This is a genomic window from Serratia sp. PL17, assembly GCF_017832355.1.
Lineage (GTDB): Bacteria > Pseudomonadota > Gammaproteobacteria > Enterobacterales > Enterobacteriaceae > Serratia.
The window spans coordinates 587,615-600,679 of record NZ_JAFIBY010000002.1 but is presented as its reverse complement, the minus strand read 5'-3'; the positions used below and the strand labels follow the sequence as shown (position 1 = coordinate 600,679).

The window sequence follows — 13,065 nt, the reverse complement described above, 5'->3', positions numbered from 1 at the left end:
GCAAATGCTTAAACGCGCTCACCCCAGAGGGCAAGCACCTGTCAGCGGCCTGGGAAGCCCGGCGGCATCATACCTTTCATGCCGCGCATCATCTTCGCCATTCCGCCTTTTTTCATCTTTTTCATCATGCGTTGCATGTCGTCAAACTGTTTTAACAAACGGTTAACGTCCTGCACCTGCATGCCGGAGCCCACCGCAATGCGACGCTTGCGCGAGCCTTTGATGATCTCCGGTTTAGCGCGCTCTTTCAGCGTCATCGAATTGATGATCGCTTCCATGCGCACCAGAACTTTATCGTCCATCTGCGATTTCACATTGTCCGGCAATTGGCCGGCGCCAGGCAGTTTGCTCAGCATGCTAGCCATACCGCCCATGTTACGCATCTGCTTCAGTTGTTCCAGGAAGTCGGTCAGATCGAAACCGTCACCCTTCTTCAGCTTGTTAGCCAGTTTTTCCGCCTGTTCGCGGTCAACTTTGCTTTCGATATCTTCGATCAGCGATAGCACATCGCCCATGCCGAGAATGCGTGAAGCCACACGGTCTGGATGGAATGGCTCCAGCGCTTCCGTCTTCTCACCCACGCCGAGAAACTTGATTGGTTTACCCGTGATATGACGGATGGACAGCGCAGCACCGCCACGCGCGTCACCGTCGACCTTGGTCAACACCACGCCGGTTAACGGCAGGGCTTCGTTAAAGGCCTTGGCGGTATTGGCAGCATCCTGACCGGTCATGGCGTCGACCACAAACAGGGTTTCCACCGGCTTTATCGCCGCATGCACCTGTTTGATTTCGTCCATCATCGCTTCGTCAACGTGCAAACGGCCCGCGGTATCGACGATCAAGACATCGTAGAATTTCAGCTTGGCCTGTTGCAGCGCTCGATTAACGATATCGATCGGTTTTTCTTTAACATCCGATGGGAAAAAGTCGATGCCGACACTTTCTGCCAGTGTTTCCAACTGTTTGATCGCCGCAGGGCGATAAACGTCGGCGGAAACGACCAACACTTTTTTCTTCTGTTTTTCTTTCAGGAACTTGCCGAGTTTGGCAACGCTGGTGGTTTTACCCGCCCCTTGCAGACCCGCCATCAACACCACTGCCGGCGGTTGTGCCGCCAGATTCAGCTCGGTGTTCACTTCGCCCATAGCGGCAATCAGCTCGCTCTTGACGATTTTGACGAACTCTTGCCCAGGCGTCAGGCTTTTGTTGACCTCATGACCGACCGCACTTTCTTTTACGCGATTGATAAAGTCCCGTACCACCGGCAGCGCAACGTCCGCTTCCAGCAAAGCCATGCGCACTTCACGCAGGGTTTCTTTGATATTTTCTTCGGTCAGCCGCCCACGGCCGCTGATATTGCGCAGGGTGCGCGACAAACGATCAGTTAAATTTTCAAACATCGTCTCATGCTCAACGTGTAATGACAGGCCGCTCTGGCGACATAATTGCGGCGATTATAACACGAAGCGCAGAGGATCTCTGCCTCAGCGTTGGAGATCGGTTGGAGTGGGACGCGCTGGACGCTATACTGACAATCCAATTCACCACGCCGAAGCAAAATTAAACGCTATGCCAGTTTTCTCCATTGTGGCTTTGATCGCCTACCTGCTCAGCCTTGGACTGATTATTCCCAGCTTGTTGCGGAAGAACAGCGCATACCGTCGGCTTGCTCTCGTCTCGGCGGTGGTAGCGCTGGTTTGCCACGCCATCGCACTGCAACAGCGTATTTTTGACGTCAGTGCCGGGCAAAATCTCAGCTTGCTCAACATCGGCTCGATAGTCAGCCTGATCATCTGCTCGGTTATGACGTTTGTCGCTTCACGCGATCGCGGCTGGTTCTTGCTACCTATCGTTTATAGCTTCGCGATGATCAATCTCGCCTTTGCCAGCTTTATGCCTGGCGAGTTTATTACGCATCTGGAAGCCAGCCCTGAACTGATGGTGCACATCGGCCTGGCGCTGTTTTCCTACGCTACGCTGATCATCGCCGCGTTGTATGCATTGCAGCTCGCCTGGCTGGACTATCTGCTGAAAAATAAAAAGCTCTCCTTCAGCGCCGATATGCCGCCGCTGATGAGCATTGAGCGCAAAATGTTCCACATCACCCAAATCGGCGTCGTGCTGCTCACTCTCACGCTGTGCACTGGCCTGCTTTATATGGACAATCTGTTCAGCAAAGAGAATGTGCACAAAGCTGTGCTGTCCATCATGGCATGGTTTGTCTATATCGTTTTGTTGTGGGGTCATTACCATGAGGGTTGGCGTGGCCGCCGTGTCGTCTGGTTCAGTTTTGCCGGTGCCTTCTTGCTAACATTAGCCTACTTCGGCAGCCGTCTTATCCAACAAGTGATGGTTCGTTAACGTCTCTGGCTCTCTTTCTCCATACATAAGGAATACCGCGTTGGAGCATGTTTCGACAGGAACCCTGATCATCATCTTGGTGGTTATGATTGTGGTTTCCGCTTACTTCTCAGCATCCGAAACCGGCATGATGACGCTAAATCGCTATCGTCTCCGTCATCTTTCCAAGCAGGGTAACCGCTCTGCCCGCCGGGTCGAGAAGCTACTGAAAAAGCCAGACCGTCTGATTGGCCTGGTGCTGATCGGCAATAATCTGGTGAATATTCTCGCCTCCGCGCTGGCGACCATTGTCGGTATGCGTCTCTATGGTGATTTTGGTGTCGCTATTGCCACCGGTGTATTGACGTTTGCCGTGCTGCTGTTCGCCGAAGTGCTGCCGAAAACCTTTGCTGCACTGTATCCGGAACGGATCGCCTTCCCCAGCAGCTTTTTACTGGCTCCGCTGCAAAAGGTCATGTTCCCGCTGGTATGGCTGCTCAATGGCATCACCACCTTGGTCCTGCGCCTGTTCGGCATCCACACTAACGTGCGCGTCAGCGACGCCGTCAGCAAGGATGAGCTGCGTACTATCGTTAACGAATCACACTCGCAGATATCTCGTCGCAATCAGGACATGCTGATTTCAGTCCTGGATCTCGAAAAAGTGACCGTGGACGACATCATGGTACCGCGCAATGAGATCGTCGGTATCGACGTCAACGACGATTGGAAATCGATCATGCGCCAGCTCACACACTCGCCGCACGGCCGCATTGTGCTGTACCGCAGTTCGTTGGATGACGCCATCGGAATGCTACGCGTACGTGAAGCCTACCGTCTGATGACCGAGAAGAAAGAGTTCAACAAAGAGAACCTGCTGCGTGCCGCCGATGAGATTTACTACGTGCCTGAAGGGACTCCGCTGAATGTCCAACTGGTGAAATTCCAGCGTAACAAAGAAAAGGTTGGCATCGTCGTTGACGAATACGGTGATATTCAGGGGCTGGTGACGGTTGAAGACATTCTGGAAGAGATTGTCGGTGATTTCACTACCTCCATGTCACCCACATTGGCGGAAGAGGTCAATCCGCAGAGCGATGGATCAGTCTTGATAGACGGTACTGCCAACGTGCGTGAGTTAAACAAGGCATTCAATTGGACCCTGCCAGCTACTGATGCGCGTACGGTTAACGGTATGCTGCTGGAGGAGCTCGAAGAGATCCCCGACGTCGGCACCCGAGCCCGGATAGGCCACTATGATATCGATATTCTCGACGTGCAGGACAATATGATCAAACAGGTGCGGGTCACGCCGATAAAGTCACTGCAATCCAGCGTTCAGCAACACTGACACCCCGCCAGAAAGGAAAAAGCCGCGTAATGCGGCTTTTTTTATCGCTGCAACAGGGACCGAACTAGATGTGCAGTTCTTGCAACTTCTCTTTCGGCAGTGCCAACTCGTCGTTGTGGTTCACCACCACGTCGTGATCAAGAATATGCTTAGCGATTTCCTGCGCTTCTTCCAATGAGTGCATGTGGTAAGTCCCACACTGGAACTCATTCAGCTCAGGAATTTTACGCTGGTCGGTCACTTTCAGCACATCGCTCATCGCGGCTTTCCACGCATCGGCAACACGCTGCTCTTCCGGCACACCAATCAGGCTCATGTAGAAGCCAGTACGGCATCCCATCGGGGAGATATCGATAATCTCAACACCCTGACCATTCAGGTGGTCACGCATAAAACCCGCAAACAGGTGTTCCAGCGTATGAATGCCACGCTCAGGCATCACTTCCAGGTTCGGCCGGCAGAAACGCAAATCGAACACGGTGATGGTATCGCCATGAGGCGTTTTCATGGTTTTCGCTACGCGGACAGCCGGAGCTGCCATGCGAGTATGGTCTACGGTGAAGCTATCCAGCAATGGCATTTCGTTACCTCCTCGTAAAAGAGTATTTATTTCGAAACTTTTTTATCTAACCAGGAAACCTTTTCTAACTCAGCGAGTCTGAATATGTGAAAGACGCGCATTTGTTATCATCATCCCTGTCATCAGAGATGCATATTTGGCCACATTGATGTGGCCTTTTTCTTTTTCAGCCCCCACCATGTTGCTTCAGGAACTCTTCAAAGCTTAGCGTATCACTGGCTTCTACGTTACGTTGACGCTCCCACGAGGCTTCCTGTTCTTTCGCCAAGTCGGCTTCAGTCAGAATTTCCAGCGGCTCTTCTATCAGCATCTGGCGGTATTGTTCAGCCAGTTCCAGACCCACACGCCCCGTTCCTTCTTCCTTCATGGCTTTTAGGATGCGGGCAGAGAATGTCAAATCCGGATCGTCAAACGCCGCGACCAGTTCATCGCACACCTGTTGATATTGGCTATCACCGGCTTCGCTATCGAGCACTTCCGCCACGCGGCGCAGATCGTCAAACAGCGCTTTGCCTACTTTTGCCAGCGGCTCACGGCTGTCATCACACCCCATGCCAATCGTCTGACCCGGCTTGCGGCCTTCAAGGATCACACGATTCCAGTTTTTACGCGTGCACAGCAACTCATCGCTGCTCATCTCTGGCGCATCGGCCAGCACACACCACACCAGGAACAGGTCCAGGAAGCGCGCCTGTACGGCATCTACGCCGATGGGTGAGAAGGGGTTGATGTCCAGCGAGCGAACTTCAATGTATTCGATACCGCCGCGCAGCAGCGCATCTGACGGAGTCTCTCCGCTGTTGGTTACACGCTTCGGTCGGATTGGCGCATAGAGTTCGTTTTCGATCTGCAACACATTGCTGTTCAGTTGCAGATAACGATCGCCGTCCTTCACGCCCAACTTGGCAAACTCTTCTGATGGCGTGGCAATTGCCCGCTTCAGGCCTTCAACATAACTTTGCAGATCGTTGAAAGTAATGCCCAGGTTGCTCTGCGATTTATTGGTGTAGCCGAGATCGCTCAGACGCAACGACGTGGCATACGGCAGATAGCACATCCCTTGTTCAGTACGTTCGAACGGCAACGTAGTTTCACGCCCCTTCAGGAATGAAGAACAAATTGCCGGCGATGCGCCAAACAAGTACGGAATGACCCAGCCAAAACGGTAATAGTTACGGATCAGACGGAAATATCCCGCGGAGATCTGCTCTTTACCACTTTCAGCATCTTTAACACCCGCCCACGCCTGCCAGAACTCCAGCGGCAGTGAGAAATTGTAGTGCACACCGGAAATAGTTTGCATCAACGCGCCGTAGCGGTTCTTCAACCCTTCGCGGTATAGCGTTTTCATACGACCGATGTTCGACGCGCCGAACTGCGCCAGCTCAATGTCCTGCTCCGCTTCAATAAAGCACGGCATGCTGAGCGGCCACATACGCTCGTCACCCAGGTTACGCGCTACGTGACGATGAATATCACGTAAGAACGTCAGCAAGTGATCGAGGTTGTCGTCAACTGGCGTAATGAACTCTAACAATGCCTCAGCAAAGTCTGTGGTTATCCAGTGGTGCGTTAATGCCGCCCCCAATTTCTCCGGATGTCCGGTTGTTGCAAGCTTACCGTCCGCGGTAACACGCAGCGTTTCACGCTCAATGCCGCGGCGGATGCCTTTTAATGCATGGGGATGGGCTTCCAACCAAGAAAGCGCCTGAGATACGTCCGGGATCAAATTGACCTCCCGCTTCTAAAAACAAGAACTCGTAAGCATACTGAATCCGCACCCGAGAGAATATTGAGTTATATTCACGTCGTTAATGCCACCAGGCCATTCCCTGTAACGTTATCATCGCAAGAATGATGTAACGCACCGCCTTTCCGATACACAGAAACAGCGCGACAGGGCCCCAGGGCATGCGCAGCCAACCTGCCAACACGCACAATAAATCGCCCACTACCGGTACCCAACTGAGCAACAGCGCAGCCGGGCCAAAGCGTTGCATCCACCCGAGCGCGGTATCCAGACCTCGCTGCGGTTTCAACGCCGGTAGTAAGCGCCCGATAATGACATTGGTCAACCCACCGAGCGTATTCCCCAACGTCGCGGCCAGCACCAGTAATTCCGGTGAGACACGGCTGTTGGTCAGCAAGGCGACCAAAACAATTTCTGAATTTCCCGGCAGCAACGTCGCACTGAGGAAGCTGCTGCCAAACAACGACATAACGGCCAGCGTACTACTCACAGCGTACGAACGTCTACCACAGCCATATTGGCGCTTTTCGCGGCCTGAATACCGAAGTCTGCGTCTTCAAATACCACGCATTTCTCCGGCGGCACGCCAATCAGTTCGGCGCAGCGCAGGAAGGTGTCCGGCTCCGGCTTGTGGCGTTGCACGTCATCGGCGCCAACGATCGCATCAAAGCAATGGAACAGACCCAGATGGCGTAACAAGGTTTCTGCCATGCGGTGCTCGCTGCCGGTGCCAACCGCCATAGGACGGCGCCCATGGTAGGCTTTCACCACCTCAATCAACGGCAGGGGGCGAACACTGTCCAACAGCATCGCTTCTACCGCGCGGGTTTTCTCTGCAGCCAACTGATGGGGATCGAGATCGGCCTGGTGGCTGGCAATTATCGCCTGGGCAATACGCCAGGTCGGTGAGCCGCTCAACGCCACCATCGCCGCCTCATCAAACGTCATACCGTAACGGGACAACACCTCGCGCCACGCTTTGCGGTGCGTTGGTTCAGTATCGAGAATGGTGCCGTCCATATCGAAAATAAGACCTTGATAGCGGTCGTACATCGTTACTCCATGATCGTTGAGGAAAGAAAACTACTTTAGCGTAAAGCCGGCAGGTTGTCGCTGATCGCGTAATAGCGGAATGTGCTGTGCAGGTGCCTAAGGATGACACGATAACAGCGACGTTCGCTGAATGCCAAAAAGCAAAAAACCCGCCGAGGCGGGTTTTCTTAGAGGGTGCATCCAGGAGGATAATTCGGCTGCGCCTCTCCCTGCGGGCCGTTGCTAAAGCAACGTTGTCTCGCTACGCTCGGCTCGAACCTCCAACCGCTCTGCTCGCAGTCGGAAAAGCGAAAAACCCGCCGAAGCGGGTTTTTCTTAGATGGTGCATCCAGGAGGATTCGAACCTCCGACCGCTCGGTTCGTAGCCGAGTACTCTATCCAGCTGAGCTATGGATGCATTACTATTTTTGGTTTGTCTGCTTGAATACAACAAGTTGACAGAAAGAATGGTGCATCCAGGAGGATTCGAACCTCCGACCGCTCGGTTCGTAGCCGAGTACTCTATCCAGCTGAGCTATGGATGCACAGGAATTCTTTTTTGATACCGTATGGTACGTTGTTACTACCCCACCATACTGCAAAATATGGTGCATCCAGGAGGATTCGAACCTCCGACCGCTCGGTTCGTAGCCGAGTACTCTATCCAGCTGAGCTATGGATGCAAATGGCGGTGAGGCGGGGATTCGAACCCCGGATGCAGCTTTTGACCGCATACTCCCTTAGCAGGGGAGCGCCTTCAGCCTCTCGGCCACCTCACCATACGCTTCTTTCGAATTGTGCCTAACTTGCTTTAGAGAAGCTCATCGGCACTGCGTGGCGCACATATTACTTTCTCCGACTTTTAAGTCAAACAATTTTTCCCAACTCACGTGCGTTTGCACAATTCACGCTCAACATGGGCGATTTCACGGCAAAAAGAGTGTTTTATCAACAAGCCGCTACAGTGAAATAGCAAACAAAGTGAAGGAGAGAGCAGGAAGATTTTGCAGAAGAAGACAGGGAATGGTTTGTGATGGGTATAAAAAAGCGCAGTAGCGTCTCGCTGAGCAACGAGACGCTGCTTCGAAATCAGTAAGTCGTCTGTTGAGACTTCTCTGCCTGAATGCGCTGATAGATTTCTTCGCGGTGAACTGACACCTCTTTAGGGGCATTCACACCAATACGAACCTGGTTGCCCTTGACCCCTAACACTGTGACCGTGACCTCATCGCCAATCATGAGGGTTTCACCAACTCGACGAGTCAGAATTAACATTCTTTGCTCCTTGAAAGATTAAAAGAGTCGGGTCTCTCAGTTTCCCCGTCATTATCCATCATATGCTGTGAAAACGTAAGTCATGTTACCCACAATAAATGTAAGCAGACTTGGTCTCACCTCAGATAATGATAAGTTTAGCCGACCTGAAAAACTTTGTTCCCGGAATTGTAACCAAATTGTGTTAGCACAGTATAAAAACGCCATAATCAGTAATGAGTTATGGCGTTTGTAAGTGCTATTTATTTATATTCACAGTTTCGAGGCCACCCAGGCCTCTACGCTGTCTAATGCCGCTGGCAGGGCACTGACATCTGTTCCCCCGGCCTGCGCCATATCAGGGCGTCCGCCCCCTTTACCGCCAACCTGCTGTGCTACGTTACCGATCAGCTCGCCGGCTTTCACTCGGTCGGTCAGATCTTTGGTCACGCCAGCAATCAAGCTCACCTTATCATCAGCCGTAGTGGCCAGCACGATAATCGCAGAACCCAATTGATTTTTAAGATCATCAACCATGGTGCGCAGCATTTTGGCCTCAACGTTATCAAGCTGGCTGACCAACAGGCGTACGCCGTTAACCATTTTCGCCTTGCTGGACAACGATGCGCTCTCCTGAGCCGCCTGCTGGTCCTTCAACTGCTGTAGCTCTTTCTCCAACGCGCGGGTGCGATCGAGCACCATACGCACTTTGTCCGTCAGGTTGTTACTGTCACCTTTCACCAGATGCGCAACGTCCTGTAACAGATCGCTTTGCTGATGCAGAGTGGCAATCGCACCTTCACCGGTTACCGCTTCAATACGACGGATACCCGCAGCAGTCCCTGACTCACTGAGGATCCGGAACAAACCGATATCGCCAGTACGGCTGGCATGAGTACCGCCACACAGTTCAGTCGAGAAGTCACCCATGGTCAGTACACGCACGCTGTCGTCGTACTTCTCACCGAACAGCGCCATTGCGCCCTTCTCTTTGGCATCTTCCAGCGCCATTACTTCAGTTTGCACAGGCAGGTTACGGCGCACTTGCTGGTTAACCAAGTCTTCCACCGCACGAATTTGCTCTGGCTTCATCGCTTCGAAATGTGAGAAGTCGAAACGCAGGTATTTATCGTTAACCAACGAACCTTTCTGCGCTACGTGCTCACCCAGCGTCTGGCGCAGTGCTGCATGCAGCAAGTGCGTCGCAGAGTGGTTCAGGCGAATGCGATTGCGGCGAACCTTGTCGATCTGCGCGTCAACGCGATCTTTCACTTTCAGAGACCCCTGAGACAGCTTGCCCTGATGGCCGATGGCCTGGCCGTATTTCTGAGTGTCGCTTACCTCAAAATCAGCACCCGCAGCTTTCAGCACGCCTTTGTCGCCAACCTGACCACCGGACTCACCGTAGAACGGGGTCTCATCCAGCACCACTACGGCCTCTTCACCAGCGTGGATCTCATCCACTGGCTGGCCATCGCGGAACAACGCGGTCACCGTTGATTGCTGTTGTTCGTGGTCATAGCCGCTGAATTGGCTGGCACCATCAACACGGATCATGCTGTTGTAGTCAGCACCGAAGCCGCTGGATTCACGCGCACGACGGCGTTGTGCTTCCATTGCCTGTTCGAAACCAGCTTCATCCACTTTCAGGCCACGTTCACGGCACACGTCTGCAGTCAGATCGATCGGGAAACCATAGGTGTCGTACAAACGGAATGCGGTTTCGCCATCCAGAGTATCGCCTTCCAGCTTGGCTAGCGCCTCGTCCAGCAGGATCAAACCACGCTCCAGAGTGCGCGCAAACTGATCTTCTTCGGTTTTCAGCACTTGCTCAACCAGTGACTGCTGGCGCTTCAATTCGTCGGCTGCCGGCCCCATTACGTCGATCAATGGCGCAACCAGCTTGTAGAAGAAGCTGTCTTTCGCGCCCAGCATGTTGCCATGGCGAACAGCACGACGAATGATACGGCGCAGCACATAACCACGGCCTTCGTTCGATGGCGTCACACCGTCGGAAACCAGGAAGGCACAAGAACGGATATGGTCGGCAATAACGCGCAGAGATTTGTTATTCAAATCTGTCGCACCTGTCACCTTGGCCACTGCGGCAATCAACTTGCTGAACAGGTCAATTTCATAGTTGGAGTTAACATGCTGCAATACTGCGGCAATACGCTCCAGGCCCATACCGGTATCTACCGACGGCTTTGGCAGTGGCAACATGGTACCGTCTGATTGACGGTTGAACTGCATGAACACAAGGTTCCAGATCTCAATATAGCGATCGCCGTCTTCTTCCGGGCTACCCGGAGGACCACCCCAAATGTGATCACCGTGATCGTAGAAAATCTCGGTGCATGGGCCGCATGGACCGGTATCGCCCATCTGCCAGAAGTTATCGGAGGCAAAAGCCCCGCCTTTATTGTCGCCGATGCGGATAATGCGTTCTGCCGGTACACCAATCTGTTTCTGCCAGATGTCGAAGGCTTCGTCATCGGTTTCATAGACGGTCACCCACAGCCTTTCTTTCGGCAGGTTAAACCAGTTTTCACCGGTCAGCAGTTCCCATGCGTAGCTAATGGCATCGTGTTTGAAATAGTCGCCGAAGCTGAAGTTACCCAACATTTCAAAGAAGGTATGGTGACGTGCGGTATAGCCGACGTTCTCCAGATCGTTATGCTTACCGCCCGCACGCACGCAACGCTGTGAGGTCGTCGCTCGGGAATAGGCGCGCTTGTCCAGCCCCAGGAAAACATCTTTAAATTGGTTCATGCCGGCATTGGTAAACAGCAATGTCGGATCATTGTCAGGCACCAGGGAGCTGCTTGCTACAACCTGATGGCCCTTACTATGAAAGAAATCGAGAAACGCTTGACGGATCTCAGCGGTGCTCTTGCTCATAATTTTCCCGGAAAGGCTAGAATAACGACACGTGAGCAAGATACGTGACATCCTGACGATGACATCTAGCTCACGAACAAAAAGTGGGGATAAGATAAATTTTCTTCAAGGGGAAGTAAAACCCCGTGTGCGTTCATTGCGCAAAATCACGGTAAATTGACTGAATTTCTTCCTGGAAGAAGCCACGATAGAGCAGATAACGCTGCACTTTGGCTTTCTCTTTCCAGTCCGTTGGTAGCTTGTCGCCAAATTTACGCTGCGCCACCTGTTTGGCCTGCTCACACCAGTCAATATCGCACTCTGCCAGCGCGGCCTGCGTTAGCTCTTTATCCACGCCTTTTTGCATCAGTTCAGAACGGATTCGCTGCGCGCCATAGCCTTTACGGCTGCGGCTACCAATGTAGCTGATGGCAAAACGTTGATCGTCTAGCCAATTATGCTGATAGCAATAAGCGATGACCTGTTCAATAACGGCAGGATCAATGGGTTCTTCAGGAACAGGGGCAGAGGATGCGGGGGTTTTGGTACCGAATTTGGCTTTCGCCATAAATGGCTGCGCCGCAAGCTTGCGGCGCAGTTCAGCTTCACTATGATCGCGTTGCGACAGCAGGCGCATGGCGCGGCTTAGCAAGTCATTCATTATTCAAGCCTGATTAAATTGATGTTCGTGCTGCCTTACACAACGGCACTCACGAACATCAGCAGCGATTAAAACTCTTCGCTGGTTTCAGCTTCATCGTCGAAGCCTTCATTAGTTGCAGAAACCAGTTCACCGCTGCTGTGCAGCAGCAGGTCACGCAGTTTTTTATCCAACTCAGCGGCAACTGCAGGGTTTTCTTTCAAGAAATTACAGGCGTTTGCCTTACCTTGGCCAATCTTATCGCCGTTGTAGCTATACCAAGCGCCCGCTTTCTCGATCATCTTGTGCTTAACGCCCAGATCGACCAGCTCACCACGGCTGTTGATGCCTTCACCGTACAGGATTTGGAACTCAGCCTGCTTGAACGGAGCTGCGATTTTGTTTTTTACCACTTTAACGCGGGTTTCACTGCCGATGACTTCGTCGCCTTCTTTCACCGCGCCGATACGGCGGATATCCAGACGGACAGAAGCGTAGAACTTCAATGCGTTACCGCCGGTGGTGGTTTCCGGGTTACCGAACATCACACCGATTTTCATACGGATCTGGTTGATGAAAATCAGCAGCGTGTTGGCGTTTTTCAGGTTACCGGCCAGCTTACGCATGGCCTGGCTCATCATACGTGCTGCCAGACCCATATGTGAGTCGCCGATTTCGCCTTCAATTTCTGCTTTTGGCGTCAGCGCGGCTACGGAGTCAACGATGATCACATCAACCGCGCCAGAGCGGGTTAAAGCGTCACAGATTTCCAAGGCTTGCTCACCCGTATCCGGCTGAGAACACAGCAGGTTGTCGATATCAACGCCCAGCTTTTTCGCATAAACCGGATCCAGCGCATGCTCGGCATCGATGAACGCACAGGTTTTGCCTTCGCGCTGCGCCGCAGCAATAACCTGCAGGGTCAGCGTCGTTTTACCGGAAGACTCCGGACCGTAAATTTCAACGATACGACCCATTGGCAGGCCGCCCGCACCCAATGCGATATCAAGTGACAGTGAGCCGGTGGAGATCGTTTCTACGTCCATAGAACGGTCTTCACCCAGACGCATGATGGAGCCTTTGCCGAACTGTTTCTCAATCTGGCCCAGTGCCGCAGCTAGCGCCTTTTGCTTGTTCTCATCAATAGCCATTTTTGCTCCTTCGTTACGCAATGTCGGTGTTACCCCACACTGCCACTGAATGTATGTTGTGCAGGAAATGTCACTAATTATACT

At 52.7% G+C, this 13,065-nt stretch carries 11 protein-coding genes, 4 tRNA genes and 1 other RNA gene; 2 read left to right on the top strand and 14 right to left on the bottom strand.

Annotated features, from left to right (window positions below):
* Positions 1-41: 41 nt before the first annotated feature.
* A complete protein-coding gene (gene ffh, locus JOE25_RS11505; protein WP_037424818.1) occupies positions 42-1,403 on the bottom strand; it encodes a signal recognition particle protein in 1,362 nt (453 codons plus the stop codon).
* A 169-nt stretch (positions 1,404-1,572) separates the two neighbouring features.
* On the opposite strand from ffh, the gene JOE25_RS11500 reads away from it, so the two are divergent.
* Positions 1,573-2,364, top strand: coding sequence for an inner membrane protein YpjD (locus JOE25_RS11500; RefSeq protein ID WP_017891659.1), 792 nt, complete (start codon positions 1,573-1,575; stop codon positions 2,362-2,364).
* 40 nt (positions 2,365-2,404) lie between these two features.
* A complete protein-coding gene (locus tag JOE25_RS11495; RefSeq protein WP_209635233.1) occupies positions 2,405-3,694 on the top strand; it encodes an HlyC/CorC family transporter in 1,290 nt (429 codons plus the stop codon).
* 64 nt (positions 3,695-3,758) lie between these two features.
* Here JOE25_RS11495 and luxS read toward each other — a convergent pair whose 3' ends face one another.
* From luxS to recA, 13 genes are all read right to left on the bottom strand, one after another.
* On the bottom strand, positions 3,759-4,274 hold the full coding sequence (luxS, locus tag JOE25_RS11490; RefSeq protein ID WP_209635231.1) for an S-ribosylhomocysteine lyase: 516 nt from the start codon (positions 4,272-4,274) through the stop codon (positions 3,759-3,761).
* 166 nt (positions 4,275-4,440) lie between these two features.
* Positions 4,441-6,003, bottom strand: a complete 1,563-nt coding sequence (gene gshA, locus JOE25_RS11485) for a glutamate--cysteine ligase (RefSeq protein WP_209635229.1) — start codon at positions 6,001-6,003, stop codon at positions 4,441-4,443.
* 82 nt (positions 6,004-6,085) lie between these two features.
* Positions 6,086-6,514: a YqaA family protein gene (locus JOE25_RS11480; RefSeq protein ID WP_209635227.1), complete on the bottom strand. Its 429-nt coding sequence runs from the start codon at positions 6,512-6,514 to the stop codon at positions 6,086-6,088.
* Complete coding sequence (gene yqaB, locus JOE25_RS11475; RefSeq protein WP_209635225.1) at positions 6,511-7,077, bottom strand: fructose-1-phosphate/6-phosphogluconate phosphatase; 567 nt, start codon at positions 7,075-7,077, stop codon at positions 6,511-6,513. The genes JOE25_RS11480 and yqaB overlap by 4 nt, the downstream gene beginning before the upstream one ends.
* 172 nt (positions 7,078-7,249) lie before the next feature.
* Positions 7,250-7,363: non-coding RNA, RtT sRNA (locus tag JOE25_RS11470), on the bottom strand.
* A 34-nt stretch (positions 7,364-7,397) separates the two neighbouring features.
* Positions 7,398-7,474: transfer RNA gene (locus JOE25_RS11465), tRNA-Arg, on the bottom strand.
* A 50-nt stretch (positions 7,475-7,524) separates the two neighbouring features.
* Positions 7,525-7,601, bottom strand: a tRNA-Arg gene (locus JOE25_RS11460).
* A 61-nt stretch (positions 7,602-7,662) separates the two neighbouring features.
* Positions 7,663-7,739: transfer RNA gene (locus tag JOE25_RS11455), tRNA-Arg, on the bottom strand.
* A 3-nt stretch (positions 7,740-7,742) separates the two neighbouring features.
* Positions 7,743-7,835, bottom strand: a tRNA-Ser gene (locus JOE25_RS11450).
* Between the two features lie 310 nt (positions 7,836-8,145).
* On the bottom strand, positions 8,146-8,331 hold the full coding sequence (gene csrA, locus JOE25_RS11445) for a carbon storage regulator CsrA (protein WP_004091602.1): 186 nt from the start codon (positions 8,329-8,331) through the stop codon (positions 8,146-8,148).
* Between the two features lie 252 nt (positions 8,332-8,583).
* Positions 8,584-11,211, bottom strand: coding sequence for an alanine--tRNA ligase (gene alaS, locus JOE25_RS11440; RefSeq protein ID WP_209635222.1), 2,628 nt, complete (start codon positions 11,209-11,211; stop codon positions 8,584-8,586).
* Between the two features lie 133 nt (positions 11,212-11,344).
* On the bottom strand, positions 11,345-11,851 hold the full coding sequence (gene recX, locus JOE25_RS11435) for a recombination regulator RecX (protein WP_209635221.1): 507 nt from the start codon (positions 11,849-11,851) through the stop codon (positions 11,345-11,347).
* A 68-nt stretch (positions 11,852-11,919) separates the two neighbouring features.
* On the bottom strand, positions 11,920-12,981 hold the full coding sequence (gene recA, locus JOE25_RS11430; protein WP_209635219.1) for a recombinase RecA: 1,062 nt from the start codon (positions 12,979-12,981) through the stop codon (positions 11,920-11,922).
* Positions 12,982-13,065 lie beyond the last annotated feature (84 nt).